Source organism: Rhodococcus sp. C1 (assembly GCF_020809065.1).
In the GTDB taxonomy this organism is placed as follows: domain Bacteria; phylum Actinomycetota; class Actinomycetes; order Mycobacteriales; family Mycobacteriaceae; genus Rhodococcus_F; species Rhodococcus_F qingshengii.
Genome location: NZ_CP078080.1, coordinates 3617235 through 3634702, shown reverse-complemented (window position 1 = coordinate 3634702; position 17468 = coordinate 3617235). Strand labels below are relative to the sequence as shown.

21 protein-coding genes are annotated in these 17468 nt (G+C 63.1%); 9 read left to right on the top strand and 12 right to left on the bottom strand.

From position 1 onward, the window contains the following. Window positions 1-23 precede the first annotated feature (23 nt). Window positions 24-1316, bottom strand: a complete 1293-nt coding sequence (locus KTR60_RS16530) for an adenosylmethionine--8-amino-7-oxononanoate transaminase (RefSeq protein ID WP_007733120.1) — start codon at window positions 1314-1316, stop codon at window positions 24-26. Window positions 1317-1354: 38 nt separating this feature from the next. On the opposite strand from KTR60_RS16530, the gene KTR60_RS16525 reads away from it, so the two are divergent. The 3 genes from KTR60_RS16525 to KTR60_RS16515 all read left to right on the top strand — a co-directional run bounded on the left by KTR60_RS16525 (window position 1355) and on the right by KTR60_RS16515 (window position 4780). Further along, window positions 1355-2500: an 8-amino-7-oxononanoate synthase gene (locus KTR60_RS16525; protein ID WP_047270122.1), complete on the top strand. Its 1146-nt coding sequence runs from the start codon at window positions 1355-1357 to the stop codon at window positions 2498-2500. Beyond that, window positions 2497-3180 (top strand): dethiobiotin synthase, encoded by a 684-nt coding sequence (gene bioD, locus KTR60_RS16520; RefSeq protein ID WP_007733117.1) that lies wholly within the window; start codon window positions 2497-2499, stop codon window positions 3178-3180. The genes KTR60_RS16525 and bioD overlap by 4 nt, the downstream gene beginning before the upstream one ends. Before the next feature lie 187 nt (window positions 3181-3367). Then, window positions 3368-4780: a GGDEF domain-containing protein gene (locus KTR60_RS16515; RefSeq protein WP_228401051.1), complete on the top strand. Its 1413-nt coding sequence runs from the start codon at window positions 3368-3370 to the stop codon at window positions 4778-4780. Window positions 4781-4841: 61 nt separating this feature from the next. On the opposite strand, the gene KTR60_RS16510 is transcribed toward KTR60_RS16515, so the two are convergent. The 7 genes from KTR60_RS16510 to KTR60_RS29205 form a co-directional block, all read right to left on the bottom strand. Continuing rightward, window positions 4842-6224, bottom strand: a complete 1383-nt coding sequence (locus KTR60_RS16510) for a tripartite tricarboxylate transporter permease (RefSeq protein WP_047270124.1) — start codon at window positions 6222-6224, stop codon at window positions 4842-4844. Continuing rightward, a complete protein-coding gene (locus KTR60_RS16505; RefSeq protein WP_003941716.1) occupies window positions 6221-6712 on the bottom strand; it encodes a hypothetical protein in 492 nt (163 codons plus the stop codon). The genes KTR60_RS16510 and KTR60_RS16505 overlap by 4 nt, the downstream gene beginning before the upstream one ends. Before the next feature lie 76 nt (window positions 6713-6788). Then, window positions 6789-7757, bottom strand: a complete 969-nt coding sequence (locus KTR60_RS16500) for a hydroxymethylglutaryl-CoA lyase (RefSeq protein ID WP_080712772.1) — start codon at window positions 7755-7757, stop codon at window positions 6789-6791. A gap of 5 nt (window positions 7758-7762) precedes the next feature. Next, the gene (locus KTR60_RS16495) at window positions 7763-9055 is read right to left on the bottom strand and encodes a hydroxymethylglutaryl-CoA reductase, degradative (RefSeq protein ID WP_228401050.1); all 1293 of its coding nucleotides are present in this window, start codon (window positions 9053-9055) and stop codon (window positions 7763-7765) included. A gap of 106 nt (window positions 9056-9161) precedes the next feature. Continuing rightward, window positions 9162-11135, bottom strand: coding sequence for a helix-turn-helix domain-containing protein (locus tag KTR60_RS16490; protein WP_228401049.1), 1974 nt, complete (start codon window positions 11133-11135; stop codon window positions 9162-9164). Window positions 11136-11145: 10 nt separating this feature from the next. Continuing rightward, entirely contained in the window at window positions 11146-11661 is a 516-nt protein-coding gene (locus tag KTR60_RS16485) for a tail fiber domain-containing protein (RefSeq protein ID WP_030537101.1), read from the bottom strand. Continuing rightward, complete coding sequence (locus tag KTR60_RS29205) at window positions 11645-11773, bottom strand: hypothetical protein (RefSeq protein WP_003941742.1); 129 nt, start codon at window positions 11771-11773, stop codon at window positions 11645-11647. The genes KTR60_RS16485 and KTR60_RS29205 overlap by 17 nt, the downstream gene beginning before the upstream one ends. A gap of 288 nt (window positions 11774-12061) precedes the next feature. Here KTR60_RS29205 and KTR60_RS16480 point away from each other — a divergent pair, with 288 nt between their 5' ends. After that, the gene (locus KTR60_RS16480; RefSeq protein ID WP_003941708.1) at window positions 12062-12226 is read left to right on the top strand and encodes a hypothetical protein; all 165 of its coding nucleotides are present in this window, start codon (window positions 12062-12064) and stop codon (window positions 12224-12226) included. 5 nt (window positions 12227-12231) lie between these two features. Here the strand turns inward: KTR60_RS16480 and KTR60_RS16475 are convergent, their stop codons facing one another. The 3 genes from KTR60_RS16475 to KTR60_RS16465 form a co-directional block, all read right to left on the bottom strand. After that, on the bottom strand, window positions 12232-12606 hold the full coding sequence (locus KTR60_RS16475; RefSeq protein ID WP_030537100.1) for a VOC family protein: 375 nt from the start codon (window positions 12604-12606) through the stop codon (window positions 12232-12234). A gap of 29 nt (window positions 12607-12635) precedes the next feature. Then, a complete protein-coding gene (locus KTR60_RS16470) occupies window positions 12636-13049 on the bottom strand; it encodes a VOC family protein (protein WP_003941719.1) in 414 nt (137 codons plus the stop codon). A 101-nt stretch (window positions 13050-13150) separates the two neighbouring features. Beyond that, a complete protein-coding gene (locus tag KTR60_RS16465; RefSeq protein ID WP_047270126.1) occupies window positions 13151-13723 on the bottom strand; it encodes a helix-turn-helix domain-containing protein in 573 nt (190 codons plus the stop codon). 64 nt (window positions 13724-13787) lie between these two features. Between KTR60_RS16465 and KTR60_RS16460 the strand changes: the two genes are divergently transcribed. Then, entirely contained in the window at window positions 13788-14501 is a 714-nt protein-coding gene (locus KTR60_RS16460) for an AzlC family ABC transporter permease (protein WP_065352953.1), read from the top strand. Continuing rightward, window positions 14498-14818, top strand: a complete 321-nt coding sequence (locus KTR60_RS16455; protein ID WP_228401048.1) for an AzlD domain-containing protein — start codon at window positions 14498-14500, stop codon at window positions 14816-14818. The genes KTR60_RS16460 and KTR60_RS16455 overlap by 4 nt, the downstream gene beginning before the upstream one ends. On the opposite strand, the gene KTR60_RS16450 is transcribed toward KTR60_RS16455, so the two are convergent. Next, a complete protein-coding gene (locus tag KTR60_RS16450) occupies window positions 14804-15460 on the bottom strand; it encodes a TetR/AcrR family transcriptional regulator C-terminal domain-containing protein (protein ID WP_007733086.1) in 657 nt (218 codons plus the stop codon). The two genes, KTR60_RS16455 and KTR60_RS16450, sit on opposite strands and share 15 nt — an antisense overlap. A gap of 164 nt (window positions 15461-15624) precedes the next feature. Here KTR60_RS16450 and bioB point away from each other — a divergent pair, with 164 nt between their 5' ends. Genes bioB through KTR60_RS16435 form a run of 3 tightly spaced genes read left to right on the top strand, consistent with a single transcriptional unit; the run spans window position 15625 to window position 17461 of the window. After that, the gene (gene bioB, locus KTR60_RS16445) at window positions 15625-16638 is read left to right on the top strand and encodes a biotin synthase BioB (protein ID WP_024487821.1); all 1014 of its coding nucleotides are present in this window, start codon (window positions 15625-15627) and stop codon (window positions 16636-16638) included. Further along, window positions 16635-16859, top strand: coding sequence for a hypothetical protein (locus KTR60_RS16440; RefSeq protein ID WP_030537095.1), 225 nt, complete (start codon window positions 16635-16637; stop codon window positions 16857-16859). The genes bioB and KTR60_RS16440 overlap by 4 nt, the downstream gene beginning before the upstream one ends. Window positions 16860-16870: 11 nt before the next feature. Then, window positions 16871-17461: a DUF2567 domain-containing protein gene (locus KTR60_RS16435; protein WP_007733080.1), complete on the top strand. Its 591-nt coding sequence runs from the start codon at window positions 16871-16873 to the stop codon at window positions 17459-17461. Window positions 17462-17468 lie beyond the last annotated feature (7 nt).

Below are 17468 nucleotides of genomic sequence, written 5' to 3'. Positions count from 1 at the left end.
TCGTCGACTGTCTACGGTGCCGATCACCGTTTCGCCTGGCTGCGGGCGGTTGCAAGCATTCCGGCTGTGATCTGTTCCACCTCTGCCTCCGAACACAGGTACGGAGGCATCGCGTATACGAGGTTGCGGAACGGCCGGAGCCAGACGCCGGCGTCGACGGCTGCATCGGTCGCGCTCTGCATGTCGACCGGCTGTTCGAGTTCGATCACTCCGATTCCGCCTTTGACGCGGACGTCGACGACCCCGGGAATTGTGACGGCTTCGGCGAGGCCTCGAGCGAGGCCACGTTCGAGGGTTGCGACGTCACGCCGCCAGTCCATCGCAAGCAGAAGTTCGGTCGACGCCACCGCGACGGCGCACGCGAGTGGATTGCCCATGAAGGTGGGGCCGTGCATCAGCCCGCCGCCCTCACCGGCAGTGATGGTCTCCGCGATCTCCGTGGTGCACAGCGTTGCCGCCAGACTCATGTACCCGCCGGTCAGTGCCTTGCCGACGCACATGACGTCGGGACTGACGCCGGCGTGATCGGCGGCGAACAATTCTCCGGTGCGTCCGAATCCGGTCGCGATTTCGTCGAAGACCAGGAGGACTTGGTACTTGTCGCAGAGGTTACGCAGGTCGATCAGGTACGCGGGATCGTGGAAACGCATTCCGCCGGCACCTTGGACCACTGGTTCCACGATCACCGCTGCGAGGTGCTCGTGATGCTCGGCCAAGAGCGATTCCAACTCCTGCACGTATTCGGGGAGATAGCCCGCCGGGGGAGCCTGCGCGAAGACCTGAGGGCGCAGGACGTCGGTCCAGAGAGAATGCATGCCGCCGTCGGGATCGCAGACGCTCATGGGGGTGAAGGTGTCACCGTGGTATCCGCCGCGCCAGGTCATCAAACGATTCTTCGACGGCTTTCCGAGGCTCCGCCAGTACTGCAGGCACATCTTCACTGCGACTTCGACGGCCACCGAACCGGAGTCGGAGAGGAACACCTTGTCGAGGTGAGGTGGTGTGATGTCGACGAGCAGTCGCCCGAGGCGAGCGGCGGGTTCGTGCGTCAGTCCGCCGAACATGACATGGCTCATTTTGCCGAGCTGCCGTGCGGCGGCGGTGTCGAGCACGGGATTGCGGTAGCCGTGAATGGCGGCCCACCACGAGCTCATCCCGTCGACCAATCGGCGGCCGTCGGAGAGCGTCAGGGTAGCCCCCTGCGCAGAGTCGACGATCAGCGGACGAGTCGACGCGGGAAACGATCCGTACGGATGCCAGAGGACATCGGCATCGATGGCGGAGACGTCATGGGGATCAAGTCCGGTTGTGAGCACGGATGCACCCTAACCATTGAGTTGAACGGTGTTCAAGTATGGTCGGAAAAGTGAACACCTCGCTGAATTGGCTGACGGCCGTCGAAGCGGACCGCAGGGCCGCTGGACTGCGTCGCGAACTCCGTCCTCGCACGGTCGACTCCCCGTTGATCGACCTGGCGTCGAACGATTACCTCGGACTCGTGCGGCACCCCGATGTGATCGAGGGTGCCGCGGCGGCTCTGCGCCGTTGGGGCGCGGGCGCCACGGGCTCGCGTCTGGTCACCGGCACCACCACCGAACACGAACTGCTCGAAGTCGAACTGGCCGAGTTCGTCGGGGCGGACTCCGGACTTGTCTTCTCCTCCGGTTACACAGCCAATCTCGGCGCGGTGACGGCGCTCTCGGGTCCAGGGTCGTTGATCGTCTCCGATGCGGGATCGCATGCCTCGCTGGTGGATGCCTGCCGCCTGTCACGTGCTCGGGTCGCCGTTGCTCCGCATTCGGACGTGGGCTTTCTCGCCGACACGTTGCGCAGCAGAGTGGAAGAGCGAGCGCTGGTCGTCACAGATTCGGTCTTCAGTGCCGACGGAGACCTCGCGCCACTGCGGCAGATGCATCAGGTGTGCCGCGAGTACGGGGCGATCCTGTTGGTCGACGAGGCGCATGGCATCGGTGTGCGCGGTGCCGGTGGACGTGGACTCGTCCACGAGTCTGGCCTGGCCGGTGAACCCGACGTCGTCGTGACGGCAACACTGTCCAAGTCGCTCGCCAGCCAGGGCGGAGTTGTGCTCGGTGACAACAAGATCCGCGCGCATCTCATCGACGCGGCAAGAACGTTCATCTTCGACACCGGTCTCGCACCGGCCGCCGTAGGCGCGGCCAGGGCTGCACTCGCCGTACTCCAGCGTGAGCCGACGCGAGCGCTCGACGTCCTGGCCCGGGCATCCGAGTTGGCGGACGTCACCGGTGCTCCGTCGCCTGAATCTGCTGTCGTCTCAGTCGTTCTCGGTGATCCGCAGCGGGCGTTCGATGCCGCGTCGGCGTGCCGGGATCAGGGGTTGCATGTCGGTTGCTTCCGCCCGCCGTCGGTTCCGGAAGGAACGTCACGGCTGCGTCTGACCGCACGAGCGACGCTGTCCGCATCCGAGATGGAGCAGATCGCTCGCGTACTGCGCGAAGTATTGGCCGGAGCCCGAGCATGAGCATTTTCCTGGTGACCGGAACGTCGACCGACGTCGGAAAAACAGTGGTGACAGCCGCATTGGCATCGGTGGCCTTGCAGTCGGGAAAGTCGGTTGCAGTGCTCAAACCGGCCCAGACCGGCGTCGACGTGGACGGTGCGGGTGATCTGGCCGAGATCGAGCGTCTGACCGGCGGCGGCGTGACGCTGGTCGAGTTGGCGCGGTATCCCGAACCTTTGGCGCCGGATACTGCTGCCCGTCGAAGTGGTCTGCCGTTGTTGGCGCTCGACGAAGTAGTCCGAGTTGCTCGCGACCTGGACACCACCCACGACTTGACCCTGATCGAAGGCGCCGGCGGCTTGCTGGTCCGCTTGGGCGTCGACGGGTTCACCGCTCGCGATCTTGCCGCGGCTCTGGCAGTGCCAGTGGTGCTGGTGGTTGCGTCCGGCCTGGGCACGCTCAATCACACCGCACTGACCGTGGAAGCCCTACGTGCATCCGGCGTGGACTGCGCCGGGTTGGTGATCGGTTCGTGGCCGCAGGAACCGGACCTCGCCGAGAGATGCAATCGCGAGGATCTGGTTTCGGTCAGCGGTGTTCCCCTTCTCGGGGTAATGCCTGCCGGAAGTGGAGGCGCGAGTGTCCGAGAGTTTGCTCGCACCGCTTCGATCACGCTCGGTGAACTTCATTTGACCAACTGACGACGTAACATCCGATTTGTCCGCATCGATAGCCAAGGCACAGTGGGGCGCCTTGGGTTTCGACGTCTCTCGCGTACGATTCCGGTCGGTATATTTCGACGGGTGTCTTGCGGCGACCCTGCATCCGGGGCGCCTTGGTCACCGACAGTGGTTGTCGAATTGTGAGTAGGTCAGTCGAATGTAGGTGGTGAGCACGGTCGAAAAGTCGTTGTCGTCATCGGCCGTACGTCGCGCACTGCTTATCGGCGTAGTCGTCTTCGTCTCGTGCCTGGTCGGAATTCTGAGCCGTCTGCCGGGCACGCTTGCAGTCTTCTGGCCGGCGAACGCGCTGCTACTCGGGATCCTCTTTCGGTCGCCGCGTTCCGCCACACTGCTCACCTGGATCTGCGTCGTAGTCGGTTATGTCGGAGCCGACCTGATCACCGGTGGGGCATGGGAGTCCACGGTGTGGCTCAACGCGGCCAACATCGTCGGGGTTGCGAGCGGCTTCTACGCCTTTCGCTGGGTCGACAGTGAGGACCGTCGACTGACCAGTATTCAGTCCGTCGGCTATCTCGTGTCGATGACTGTCGCCGCCGCGTCGATGGCGGCGCTCGTGGGCGGAATCGCGAACCGCGTGCTGTTCGGCGGGCAGTGGTGGGACGGCTGGTTGCTCTGGTTCTCGAGTGAGTTCGTCAACTACATGACCATCGTCCCCTTGGTGCTGACATTCCCTTCGCTTCGACGAGTGGATCGAGAACCGAAAGCTGTTGCCACGCTTGTGCGTCGATCATTCGTTCCGACGGCGCTGCTGGCCGTCTGCATCATCTTGGAGTGGGTGATAGGCGGTGCCGGAGCGATCGCGTTTGCCATGCCGGCGCTGGTGACTGCAGCCTTGCTCACCAATGTATTTGTCACGTCGGTGCTCACCGCTGTGTCAACTGCCTGGACGTTGGTACTGACGGCCGACGGCCATCTCGGATTGTCCAGCGAGGGCGTCTCGCCGGTCAGCGCGTCGGTCCAGATCGGATTGTCGCTGCTGGCGGTAGCGCCGATCGCGGTGGCCTGCGTGATCCTCGAGCGTCGCCGCGCGCTCGAGGCACTCACCCAGGCCGTCACCCACGACGATCTCACCGGTGCGTTGCGCCGGGACGAATTCTTGCGGCGAGGCGGCAGCGTGACGGGTGCGACCGATCCGCGTCGCCACTCTGGACGTCCGGTCAGCGTCCTGATGATGGATCTGGATCACTTCAAGATGGTGAACGACAACCTCGGTCATCGTGCCGGCGATACAGCGTTGGTGAGTTTTGCCGATCAGGTGCGGCGGCACCTCGATGACAAGCATCTCTTCGCCCGATTGGGCGGCGAGGAGTTCGTCGTACTGATGGCCGGCGTCGATCTCGAGGGTGCGACCGAAACAGCCGAGATGATTCGACGCGCGCAAGCGGAGAATTCGTCGGCAGTATTGGGCGACTTCGGGCCGACGGTCAGCATCGGTGTCGCGTGTTCACCCCACGGCGACGCAGACCTGACGCAATTGGTCGATTGCGCTGACGAGGCGTTGTATCGAGCGAAGAAGTTGGACCGCAATCGAACCGTGGCGCTCACGGTCGGTAGCTGAAGAAATACGTGCGGACCCGCAGTTTGTTGCGGGTCCGCACGTGGTGGTGGAGTAGACCGATTCAGAACAGATTGATCAGGGCAGGAACACTGAACAGCGCTACGTAGTAACCCATGAACAGAACTCCGCCGTGAATCTTGAACAGGCGCCCGAGAAGGCCACCGACCAGGCCGACCGTCACGGTGATCAGAAGCCCGAGGACGCCGCCCTCCCAGATGCTGATGACGACGACGAGTCCCGTGAACACCGCGATCACAGCTTCGTGACTGATGTGCTTGACCACCGCTGACGCAGCGCGGTACGCGTAGTTCATGGCAAACGGGTATGCGATGACCGTTGCCGTGACCACTGCGAGCAGTCCGTAGAGCAGGAACTCCCACTGCGTCAGGTACGTGGAGAGATTGTTGATCACTCCGGTTTCCTGATTGGTCTCGAACACCGGTGGAGCGTTGAACAGAGGGGCTGCGGGGCCTGCCGCGAGCGGGCTGAGCGGAAGGCCGAAAGCGACGAGTGGGATGAGGGTTTCCGCGATGTAGGTGGATTCCGTCGTACCGTTCTTCGCCGAGACCATTGTGGTCAGTCGGTGATAGCCGTTCTTGATCCGCGCACCTACCAGCTCACCCATCAGAACAGTCATGGCGACCGGGCTGAAGACGAAGGTTGCGCTCGACACCGTGGAAGCGGCGGCGGTGTAACCGATCTGCTTGCGATCGAGGACCTTCAGAGGATTGGGGAAGTATCCCTTCCATCCTTTGATGTCCGGGGCCAATGCAACGGTTTTGGGTTCACTGCGTTCCATGTCCTTACGGCTCGACGGGCCCAAGGTCAATGCGAGGTCCGCGATCAGCGGCCCGACTGCGATCGCAAGGAAGTAGCTGATGTTCAGCGACACATCGTAATTCGACGTCAACGCGCGGGCGCCGAGGATCAAGATGACGAAGGGAACGAGGGCGACAACCCCGGCCCAGCGGCCTGGTGAGGCGTAGGCGATGCCGATGGCGGCGACCAGGAACAGCCACGGTGCTATCGACTGAACGGTGTCCGCGAACGGCGCGAGGATGGTCGCGAACAAAACGGCAACCGGCACAGCGACGAACGCCGAGATCACTGCTCCCGAGATCGCCTTGCGGAGTGCGATGTGCGGGATGCCGAGTGAGCGCATCATCTGCGCTTCCGGCAAGAGTGGAATCGCCATCGTGTCGCCGGGAATGCCCAGCAGCATCGTCGGCACCGCGTGCGTCATGTGTTTGGCGATCGCACCGGAGAGGAAGAACGTGAAGACCGCCGCCGGGGGAGCGCCGAGCAGAATCACGAGCAGAGTCAGCGGTGCGATCGTGGCGGTCTCGTCCGTGCCGGAAATCAATCCGATGAACGTGAACGCGACCGCACCGATGATGCCGAAGAGAACGGCAATCAGAATTTCGTTGGTCAGAACCGAACTCATGCGCGCCCACCGTCCTTCGGTGTGTTCGAGACCCGTGCGTGCTCGGCCTCGGCAGCGGCGAAGTGGTCGTACAGACCCAGCTCGCGAAGTTCCTGTCGGCTCTGCTCCGGAATGTCGGCGAGAGTGCCCAGACCCTGGCGCTGTTCACTCATCGTCGTGATGACACCGTCGATCGACTCCGCGTCGGCGGCGGCCAAGGCGACTATCCGCTTCGGCTTGATGAAGATTCCGCAGACCACGCCGGCGAGCAGGCAGGCCGCGATGCCGACCAGAAGGCTGTACGCCTGGGCCAAGGACGGTTCGCTGACGACCCGTTCGAACAGTGCCTGGGCCGCGAGAAGGGCCGAGGCGCCGACGACACTGCCGACTGCAACGGAGATCGCGAGGTGTCGACCGTTTACGGTGTCACCCCAGACTTCGAGGTATGTCTGCTGCTCGGTCGGCTCGGTCGTGGTGGTCGGCGTCGTTGCCGGCTGCGGTGGTGACATCAGTCTTCTCCAGTGTCATGCATGGCGGGGTCGTACAGGGAGGGGCTTGCGAGATGAGGGGCTTGCGTTGCGGGTGTCAGGTGCGTGCTGCGCGGAGGGCGGTGACAACTCGGGACGGGCTCGAGTGGCCGATCTGTTCGGCCATCCAGCTGCTTGTATCGGTGAGCGAATCCAGGTCGATGCCGGTGTCGATCCCGAGGCCGTGGAGCATCCACACCAGATCCTCGGTGGCGAGATTTCCGGTCGCGCCCTTGGCATATGGGCACCGTCCGAGACCACCTGCGGAACTGTCGAATTCGGATACCCCAGCGGTCAACGACGCATAGACGTTCGACAGCGCCTGGCCGTAGGTGTCGTGAAAGTGCATGGCGATCTGCGATGTGGGGATGCCACGTTCTCGGAGGGCGCCGAGCAAAGCGAGCACATGGCCAGGTGTGCCGACGCCGATGGTGTCGCCGAGTGAGAGTGACGTGACACCGCTGTCGATCAGGGTTTTTGCGATGTCGGCGACACGCTCGACGGGCACGGAGCCTTCCCAGGGGTCACCGAAGCACATGGAGATGTAGCCGCGGACGGGAAGTCCCAGGGCTCGGGCGGCCGTAGTGACCTCGGCAGCCGCGGCGATCGCGCCGTCCACCGTGGAATTGAGGTTGCGTTTCGCGAATTCTTTTGTGGCGCTGACGAATACTGCAACCTCGCTTGCTCCGGCGGCGACGGCCCGCTCGAGACCCTTGCGGTTCGGGACAAGAACGACCGTACGTACCGAGTCCGGCAGGTGCAGCCGACCCATCAATTCTTCCGCGTCCGCAAGTTGCGGGATCCATCGAGGTGAGACGAAACTCGTCAATTCGACAGTGCGGGAGCCGGCCGCGACCAGGCGTTCGATGAACTGGGCTTTCGTCTCGGTCGGGATCACCGCTGTTTCCGCTTGAAGTCCGTCGCGTGGCCCGACTTCGTAGATCCGGACCGAGGTCGGCAGCCCCGGCGCCGGCACTCGATGAGGCGCCGGCTTCCACACCGGTGATCCTGCAACTGTTTCGGTCATTGTCGTCAGTTTCCGCCGCGGATCTCGGCGAGAACCTTCTCGGCATGCTCGACGCGAATGCTCTTGTCCGCGATCAGGCGTGCCACCACGGCGTCGATCTCGTTCTTCTGCGCTCCGGCGGTGGCAGCGATGTTGCGGGCGTGCAGCCCCATGTGTCCGCGCTGGACACCCTCACTGGCCAGAACGCGGACCGCAGCCAGGTTCTGCGCCAGGCCGACTGCCAGGATGATGCCGGCGAGTTCCTCGGCGCTCTCGACGCCGAGCATCTTGATTGCGGCCTGCGCTACGGGGTGCACTTTGGTGGCCCCGCCGACGAGGCCGACCGGCATGGGCAGTTCGAGGGTGCCGACGATGTTTCCGTCGGCATTCTTCTCGAAATGCGAGAGCGACGAGTAGATTCCGTCGGCGTTGACTGCATGGGAGTGGCACCCGGCTTCGACTGCGCGCGTGTCATTTCCGGTCGCCAGCACCACGGCGCTGATGCCGTTCATGATGCCCTTGTTGTGCGTCGCGGCGCGGTAGGGATCCAGCTCCGCCAAGCGTGCGGCATGGATCAGGTTGTCCACAACCTCTGCGCCGCCGATCAATTCGGCATCGAACACGGCGCGAACGCGTGTCAGCCGCAGATCGGCCTTGTTGGTGAGGATGCGCAGGACGACGTGTCCGCCGCCGATCTCGGCCACTCGATCCGCGATTGCCTCGGCCATCGTGTTGACGGCGTTGGCGCCCATGGCATCTCGTACGTCGACGTGAAGGTGAAGGACGACGTAGGTGGCCTTGTCCGAAGAAACGATGCGTACCGAAATGTCCTTCACGCCACCGCCGACACTGACCAGCTTCGGGTCCTGTTCGTTGGCGAGTGCAATGATTTCTTCACGTGCCTCGAGGAGTCGGATACGGGCGGCTGCCGGATCCACGACGTCGACGAGTTGTATCTGGGCCTGCATGATCGGCGGGGTACTCGAGACGTGAAAGCCGCCGAGTCCGCGTGCGATGCGAGCAGCGTTGCTTGCGGCTGCGACTACCGACGGCTCCTCGGTGGCGAGCGGGATCAGGTAGTCCGTGCCGTTGACTGTGAAGTTGGTGGCCACGCCGACCGGGATGCCGATGACGCCGAGGACGTTCTCGACCATGCGATTGGCCTGATCGATGGTGAGGCCGTCGGCAGCGTCGTAGACCGCGATGTCTGCTTCGGTCAGGTCGGTCTGGCGAACGATCTCGGCGCGCCGTGCGGCGACGTCGTAGGACCGGAAATCGGCGATGCGGCTGTTGGTTGATCGGCTGCTGGTTGATGACACGGGGGGTCGTCCTCCTGAAGTGGTTCTGTGCTCCGCTTCACAGTAGGGAGGTCGATGCTTGCCAGGCCACGTGCTCACGACACATCGATCGGTCGAAATTGTAGTGTCATGCACCATCGGCGCTGTCGGTGATGCCGCTTCCGGCCTCTTCGGTTCCCACGTCCCGAAGTTCGTCGAGCCTCGTCGCCATGGACACCCGGAAAAAGTTCTCGTCTTCCCGCCACGATTGACCGAGGAGCGTACGGATGCGGTCGAGACGCTGAACGACGGTGTTGGGGTGATAGTTGAGTGCGCGGGCAGCCTTGGTCGGGCTCCCGTCGTTGCGTACCAGGGCACGAAGGGTCGCGGTGAGATCGGTGTCCTTGTCGCGGTCGTACGCGAGTACCGGGCCGATTACTTCGTCGATGAACTGATGAAGTGATTCCGGATTTTCGCCGAACAGAACGGTGTACGGCAGATATGACGCCGTCGTGACCGCGCCGTCGGTCTTGCCCAATGCCGTGAGTAGGCGGGCCGTGCGCAGCGCCGAGGTGAAGCGCGCCGGGAGCTCTTCGGGGCGTTCCGCCGTCGCCGGCGCAATGACTACTGCGTGCGGTCCTACCGAACCGGTGATCTGACGGTGAATGACCGTCGCCGCGGCTGCCGGGTTTCCCGAGCGCGAGACCACCGCGATCAATCCGGCATGCTGCGCCGCCAACCCCGCTACCGGCAGAGACTGCCCGATTGCGCGGAGCGCGGCGGTGCGGAGTTCCGGAGCGACCGACACCACGAGGACGGTGTCCAGTTCGCCGAGTGAGATGCCGAGGTTTCGGGTCCTACGTTCGAGATCGCGCCTGCGCTCGGGGGCAGTGCTCAGCAAGTCGGCGACCAGTTCGTCACGTGCACGCCGGTCCGCTGCTGCCGCCGCCGAGTGTTGCAACACGAGGATGGCAGTGACCTGAGCTGCCCGTTCCACGGTCCGGAGTTCGACGGGGCCGATCGGCGCGTCCGAACGATTCAGCAAGATGGCCCCGAGGAAAGATTCTCCGGCGGTGACGGCGCTGACGAGTTGGATCGCGGTCTCACTGTCATCGGCGACAAACGTGCATCGGCCGCTTCGGCGACTCTGGTCGATGGCCTCGGACACGGCGGGAGGAAGAGACAACGGCACCGTCGTGATCTGCTCGCCAGAGGATTTCACGAGAGGGCGTAGCTCACTGTCGACGACGACGGTGCTGCGCTCGAGCGAGCTGCTGAGAGTTCGTGCAACCTGGGCGTATCCGCCGCCGCGGAGAACGGCGTGGATCAGATCCTGGTGGACGATGTTCGATTTGTCCCGCGCGGACACGTGCTCGCGCAGCTCGTCGAGTGCTCTCCCGGTCTCGGCAGCGGATTCCTCGGCGCGGTCGAGTGCCCGCGCGGTTTGCAGGACCACCGAGGCGTGATCAGCCAGCGCCGAGAGCAGGGCGATCTGATCTGCGGTAAAACGCCGTTCCCGACGGTCGGCGGCAAACAGGACTCCGAGGATCTGGCCGTCGGAGAGCATCGGCACGCCGAGAATCGCCACCAGACCCTCGGCGACGATCGCGGCATCGACCACTTCGTCATGGCGCGACTGCGTGTAGTCGCTGTAGTTCTGAACCCATTGGGCTGCTCGAGATTCGGCAATCGCGCTGACCAGTCCCGCGCCGGCAGGAACTTGCAGATGCTGGAGTTCCGGCGAGACCGCGCCGGCCGTCTTTCGAACATTCAGGTCACGAGTGATCACGTCGAACTCGGACAGGTACGTGACGTCGGTGCCCATGATGTCGTGTGCGCGGTTGACCAGCCTCTGCAGCAGTGTGTCCACGTCGCGAACCTGCGCGAGCTCACGTGCACTCGAATAGAGAACCGCCAATTCGTTCTCGCGACGGCGAAGTCGCCGAAATTCCGACCGACTGGCCCGGATGCGGGCCGCGGTCTCCGCGACCTCCGTTGCGCCAAAGCCGAATTCGGCAAGTACCTGTTCGACATGTTCGTCGCCGACTGCATCGGACGTCACGTCGAACAGCGCGGCAATCACGTTGGGCGCTGAGTCGGAGTCTGAATCAGGGGCGGTCACACCGAACAAACTACAGACCGGTGGATCCACCGAATTCGTCGAGCGGTGTGGATATGTGATTGTTGTTTGTTTCCAATGCATTCCGAGTCGTGCTCGTGTCTCCCGTTTCCCGTCTCAGTCTGTTCACGTCCTTCTCGAGCGCACTGACTTCTGTCTCGAGGGCACTGATTTTGCGGTTCAACGCTTGGATGCTCGCCATGCAGACGCCGTTCGCGTCGACGGCGGAGATCCGGCGGGCGTTGGATCCCAAGCCGAAAATCGCCGCAAAGTCTTGCGCCATCGGACCCAGGTGACGGACCGACTTGTGGTCGAATCCGTAACTCCACGTACTTATTCGGAGTGCCGTCAACCGGTCGAGCACGTCCTGCGCGCTCGTCGGAACATCTACGCCGGTATGCACGCCACGTCGATGCGCGGCCCGTGCGAACACCCACTGCGCGGGGTGTCGCATCGCGGCGTTCACCCGAATACCGACCCGAGTGCCCAAAAATTCAGTGCGCTCGCCCTCGTCAGGCGGTGAGTTCACGTCGTGCGGTTTTGACGGTCTTGTCGCTCAGCAGAATTCCCGCTCCTGCGCCGAGCAGTCCGAGGCCGATTCCGACAGCGGCGCTGCCGAGGCCCAAAGCAATTCCCAACATGATTCCTCCAAAAATTGTGCGGTGAATTGAGGGGCCAGGTGTCCGACGAAAGTGCTGCCGACCTGCTCCGCGCTCATCTTTCACATTGCTCCGCCGTGCGGGCGATGACAACCCGTCTGGACCGAATTTCTCGTGGAAAACACAGGCGTGCAACACTGGGTGAAGAACTGCTGAGTCATCGGCGTCTTGTCGGCGCCGTACGGGCGGCAGTAATTGAGTAGCCATCGACCGATCTCTAACGCAGGTTTATCTGCGCGCGGCAACGATGACCAGGCAAAAGGGTGGCATGTGAACGAATCGAGCAGTGGCTTGTTTTCCGACCTCAGCGCGTCGGAGCCCGTTGTCGACGCGAAAAGCGCCGAGCAACTGGCTGCCGAGCGTGAAACTGCGGCAGCAGAACGCTCCAACACCGACACCGCTGAACAGCGGCAGTCGCAGCTGTTCAGCGGTTAAGCGCGTCAGGACTCCTTGATCACCGACAGAACATTGCCGGCGGGATCGGTGAACCAGGCGATGTCGGGGCCGTTGCCACGCATGATGCCTCGCGCATCCTGGGGGAATCCGTCGTATTTGAGAAACTCCACGCCACGTGCGGTCAGTTGGTCGACGGTTGTGTCGATGTCGTCGACGACGAAGTTGAGAATCGTGTAGGTCGCCGCTTCGTGATTCGGCTTCGGATAAACGAGGATCTCGGTTCCGCCGGCAAGATGTAGGCGAATCAGTCCCATGTCTCCGTCGGTTACCTTCAACCCGAGTGTTTCGCCGTAGAACTTCTTTGCAGAGTCGATGTCTGTCACCGAAAATCCGCTGAATGCTTTCGTGTCTGTAAGCATGACTATCTCCGTTCCCAGCGGTTGCCGGACTAGGTGGTTTGGGAATCCGTCATTCCGGATTCCATCTCGGCCCTGGCTTCCTCGCTGAACTCGATGATCTGAACGTAGTTTCCGTCGGGGTCGATCGCAGTGGCGAACAAACTGCCCCCGCGGTCTTCGAGTGGAGCGTGCCAGTTTCCGCCGAGCGCATCGATGCGCTGTGCGATCGACCGGGCGTCGTCGGTCTCGACGTTGAGGAACATGCGACCCGGCTGGGGGTTGGTCTCGCCGACGTCGTCGCGTCTGTCGAGCATCACGTAGAAACCGTTGAAGTCGAGCACGTCGTAGCCGGGTTCGCCGGGAGTCCGGTCGACCTTCGGGGCGAACGCCTCGGCGTACCAGTCGCGCAAGCGTTCGGGGTCGGTGCTCGAGAGCAAAATGCTGCTGATGCTGGATCCGGACATGGGTCCTCCTGCTGTCGGTCGTTACTGTCGTCGGCAATCGAGGCTCTGGCCACATCACCTCCCAGATACAGACTTCCCGCAGCGGCGAAACTCATCGCGGCTCAGGTGTGTTCCGACACCAAGATCGCTGTCGTCCCTGGTTCGAGCGCCCGAAAGATGTGCTCCTCGTCGCCGGGATAAGCAAGATAGTCGCCCGGTCCGAGTTCGATCGGATTTGCAGTGGGCCCGACCTGCGCCCGTCCGGTGCCGATCACGACGTGTTCGGTGGTGCCGCGTGCATGCGGAGTCGAAATACGCGGCTCGCCCGGTTCGGCGACTATCCGATACAGATCGCGTCGTGCGTTCGGTGGGCTCGGCGCCAAGAGTGTCGCGATGTACGACGCGTTTGCCGACGCAATCGCCGGACCTTCTCCGGCTCGAATCAACTGAACGGTCTGTGCCTGAGAGTCGACGAGTTGTGAGAACGGCACGCCCAATGCGTTTCCGAGTGCCCAAAGTGTTTCGAGGCTCGGATTTCCGAGTCCGGATTCGAGTTGGGAGAGTGTGGACTTGGCGATATCGGCGCGCCGGGCGACCTCCGAAAGGCTCAAGCCTGCTCGGGCACGTTCGCGTTTGAGTGCGACGGCGACCAGTTTCTGAGGAGTCTCCGCTGTATCCGTTTCATTACTGGGCATCGTTCGATTCTCCGATCGATCGTTCTACTTGACGAACGGTGTCACTTCGTTCAACATAGAATACATGCGTTCTTTATGGCGAACAGTTGATCGAGACACGGTTCGGGTGAGCGTGCTGATCTGTCTCTCCGTGGCCATCGTCGGTGTGTCCTACGGTGTGACGGCAGGATCGGCTGGATTCTCGTTGTGGCAGCTTTTGGCGTTGGCTGTACTCGTTCTGGGAGCGTCTTCGGAGTTCTTGTTCATCGGAATCATCGCAGCCGGAGGCAGTGCCACCGCTGCTGTTGTGGCGGGCTTGTTGATCAACTCCCGTAACTTCGCCTATGGGATGTCGGCAGGATCATTCCTCGGCAGGGATCGCTACAAAGATTCAGGCTGGCGCAGGGGCTCGGGCTGGCGCAAGTTGGTCGGCGCGCACCTGGTCAACGACGAAAGCGTCGCGGTTGCCATGGCGCAGGGCTCGGTGAAGCAGAAGCGTGCGGCCTTCTGGTTCTGTGGGATCGGGATCGCGGTGTCGTGGCCGATCGGAGCTCTCCTGGGCGGGCTGCTCGGCAGAGTCGTCCGAGACCCCGGCGCGTTGGGATTGGATGCCGCGTTTCCGGTTGTCATTCTGGCCCTTGTCCTGCCTGCGCTGAAGGAAAAGGTGACGCTGCTTGCCGCCCTGATCGGTGCAGCAGTCGCGGTGGCCACGTCGCCGTTCCTGCCGTCGGGTACCGCTCCGCTCGTTGCGCTGCTGAGTATCGCGGTGACGATACCGTTCCGGGAGAAGGTTCGATGAATACCGCGTCGGTCTGGATCGGTATTGTCGTGTTCGCTTGCGGTTCTTACGCTTTGCGGGCAAGTGGCGTTCTGCTCCGCGCTCGGGTGAAGCTTTCGGTTTTTGCCGAGAAAACCCTCGATCGTGCTGTCGTGGTGCTGCTGCTCGCAGTGGTTGCGACATCGACGGTCTTCACCGGGCATGACGTTGCGGGGCCGGCGCGGATGCTCGGCGTGGTGGCCGGAGGCATCTGCGCCTGGTTCAAGGCGCCGTTGGTGGTCGTGGTGATTGTCGCGGCCGGCACTACTGCAGTACTCCGACTGTCAGGAGTGTCGTAGAGCCGATTCGATGGGCGTTGAATCGGGGATCGAATTCAGGCGAGTGCGAATGCCGTCGATGAACAGGTCCAGGCCGAACTGGAAGCGCACTGTCGGATCGCCGTCGAGGAGGTCCTCGTCGGAACCGCCGCCGATCACCTCGGGGGAGTCGGGGGAAATGGGTGCTCTGGTCAGTGCCCCCATTTCTTCCATCTGCGCTCGGGACTGCTCGTCCACGGTATGGCCGAGTACGTAATACAGCAGGGCGTACGCCGCGAGTTGGGCGTGCTCGCGTGAGAGACCGGATTCTTGCCCGGCTTGTACGAAATGCTCGCGCACCTTGCTGTTCGTCATCCGCGAAGCGAAGGTGGCGCTGACCAACTCGGCGCCATCGCGGTGCGCCAGTAGGGCAGACCGAAGTCTGTGTGCCAGTTCGGAATACGCTTCTTGCCACGTGTCTGCGTCGACGGGGGCGTCGAGGTCTTCGAGGATCTTGTCGACGACCGCGCCGAGCAAGGTCTGCTTGTTCGGGAAGTGCCAGTACAGGGCGCCGGGTTGGACGCCCAGTGAGGTTGCGAGCCTGCGCATCGTGAGGTCGGCAAGTCCGAACTCGTCGAGTATCGCCATGGCGCCGTCCAGCACGTCGCCGCGTCGCAACTGCACTTGTTGTTCCCCTCGTTTCGTCCCGCTGTGGAGCGCTTTCGATCGAATGTCGATCGGACCCGCCTTTGACAGTATTCCACCACGTCTCTAACGTGAACACCGTTCAACTTGTACGGTGTTCAATTTTGCTGGTTTCGAAGGAGACGTCTGTGACCCCGCCCCCGATTAGCACGGCCCCTGCGACGGTCGACATCCTCGACCAGGCGCGCGAGCAAGTTCTCGAAAGAGGAGTTGGCCTGACCGAAAGCCAGGTGCTCGACGTACTCCGACTCGACGACGACAGGCTCGAAGACCTGCTGGCTCTCGCCCACGATGTGCGTATGAAGTGGTGTGGACCGGAGGTCGAGGTCGAGGGCATCATCAGCCTGAAGACGGGCGGCTGCCCTGAGGACTGCCATTTCTGCTCGCAGTCCGGACTCTTCCAGTCGCCGGTTCGCGCGGCGTGGTTGGACATCCCGAGCTTGGTGGAAGCTGCCAAGCAGACTGCGAAGTCGGGCGCTACCGAGTTCTGCATCGTGGCTGCCGTCCGCGGACCCGACGCCCGGTTGCTCGCTCAGGTTGCCGCAGGCATCGAGGCGATCCGCAACGAGGTCGACATCCAGATCGCCTGCTCGCTCGGCATGCTCACCCAGGAGCAGGTCGACCAACTGGCCGCCATGGGTGTGCACCGGTACAACCACAACTTGGAAACTTCGAAGTCGCATTTCCCGAACGTCGTGACCACGCACTCGTGGGAAGAGCGGTGGAACACGCTTCGGATGGTTCGTGAAGCAGGCATGGAAGTGTGCTGCGGCGGAATCCTCGGCATGGGCGAATCCCTGGAGCAGCGCGCAGAATTCGCGGCCAACCTGGCTGAACTGGAGCCGGACGAGGTCCCGCTCAACTTCCTAAACCCGCGTCCGGGTACCCCGTTCGGTGATCTGGACGTGCTGCCCGCCAGCGAGGCGCTCAAGTCCGTGGCGGCATTCCGTCTCGCGCTGCCTCGCACGATCTTGCGCTTCGCGGGTGGACGCGAGATCACTCTCGGCGACCTGGGTGCCAAGCAGGGCATCCTCGGCGGAATCAACGCCGTGATCGTCGGCAACTATCTGACGACCCTCGGACGTCCCGCCGAGAAGGATCTGGATTTGTTGGTGGATCTGCAGATGCCGATCAAAGCACTGAACGACACTCTGTGAGCACTCCGGTGACCGAGGAGCGGTACAACCCGTTCACCGGGCGTCGGATCGTCGACGGCGTCGACGATCCGACGCCGCCTGCGGCGTCGATGGGGCTCGAGCCTCCTCGCTTCTGCGAGCAGTGCGGGCGCCGCATGATCGTTCAGGTCAGCCCTGACGGATGGTGGGCGAAATGCTCCCGACACGGTGTCGTCGACTCGATCGACGTCGCCCGCAGGTAGCGTCACTCTGTGTGATCTCTCTTCGGCAGATTCGTCTGCGCACCGCGATCGTGATCGCCGCAACCATTGCGGGCGTGAGCGTGCTCGTCGGTGTGCTGTGGGCGTTCTTGGCTCCGGCCGAGCACCTGTTGGTGGTGTCCGAGGGGCGCGGCGTCGCGTTGACGGGTGAGAGCCTTCATCAGTTCGACGCGAGCGCCGTGTTCATCTGGCTGGCACTGATCGTCGGTGTGCTGTCGGCGGTGGCGGCCTGGTTGGCACGCCTGAGTCGAGGTCCTTATGCCCTGGGCGGGTTGATAGTCGGTTCAGTGGCAGGTACCGGACTGATGGCACTCGTGGGTTCGGGCGTGACAAAACTGCGTTTCCCCACGGCCGACAATCCGGCGGTCGGGGAGATCATTGCGCGGGCCCCGAACGTCGGAACTTTGCTCGTGCTTCTGTTTCAGCCGCTCGCGGCGTGCGTCGTGACATTGGTTCTTGCAGTGCTCAATCCGTACGACGACCTCGGGGTGGGGGACCACCCGGAATCCGGGGATCCGGAATCTGGGGATCCGGCCACCGACACCGAACAGGCCGAAGTCGAAAGCCAGCCGAAACTTCCGTAACTGTTGC

Coding starts and splice junctions, on each gene's coding strand:
- KTR60_RS16500 (WP_080712772.1), bottom strand. CDS start 7,757: ATGACCGAAACAGTTGCAGGATCACCGGTGTGGAAGCCGGCGCCTCAT.
- KTR60_RS16510 (WP_047270124.1), bottom strand. CDS start 6,224: ATGAGTTCGGTTCTGACCAACGAAATTCTGATTGCCGTTCTCTTCGGC.
- KTR60_RS16475 (WP_030537100.1), bottom strand. CDS start 12,606: ATGCTTACAGACACGAAAGCATTCAGCGGATTTTCGGTGACAGACATC.
- KTR60_RS29205 (WP_003941742.1), bottom strand. CDS start 11,773: ATGTTGGGAATTGCTTTGGGCCTCGGCAGCGCCGCTGTCGGAATCGGC.
- KTR60_RS16455 (WP_228401048.1), top strand. CDS start 14,498: ATGAATACCGCGTCGGTCTGGATCGGTATTGTCGTGTTCGCTTGCGGT.
- KTR60_RS16505 (WP_003941716.1), bottom strand. CDS start 6,712: ATGTCACCACCGCAGCCGGCAACGACGCCGACCACCACGACCGAGCCG.
- KTR60_RS16470 (WP_003941719.1), bottom strand. CDS start 13,049: ATGTCCGGATCCAGCATCAGCAGCATTTTGCTCTCGAGCACCGACCCC.
- KTR60_RS16465 (WP_047270126.1), bottom strand. CDS start 13,723: ATGCCCAGTAATGAAACGGATACAGCGGAGACTCCTCAGAAACTGGTC.
- bioD (WP_007733117.1), top strand. CDS start 2,497: ATGAGCATTTTCCTGGTGACCGGAACGTCGACCGACGTCGGAAAAACA.
- KTR60_RS16460 (WP_065352953.1), top strand. CDS start 13,788: ATGCGTTCTTTATGGCGAACAGTTGATCGAGACACGGTTCGGGTGAGC.
- KTR60_RS16525 (WP_047270122.1), top strand. CDS start 1,355: ATGGTCGGAAAAGTGAACACCTCGCTGAATTGGCTGACGGCCGTCGAA.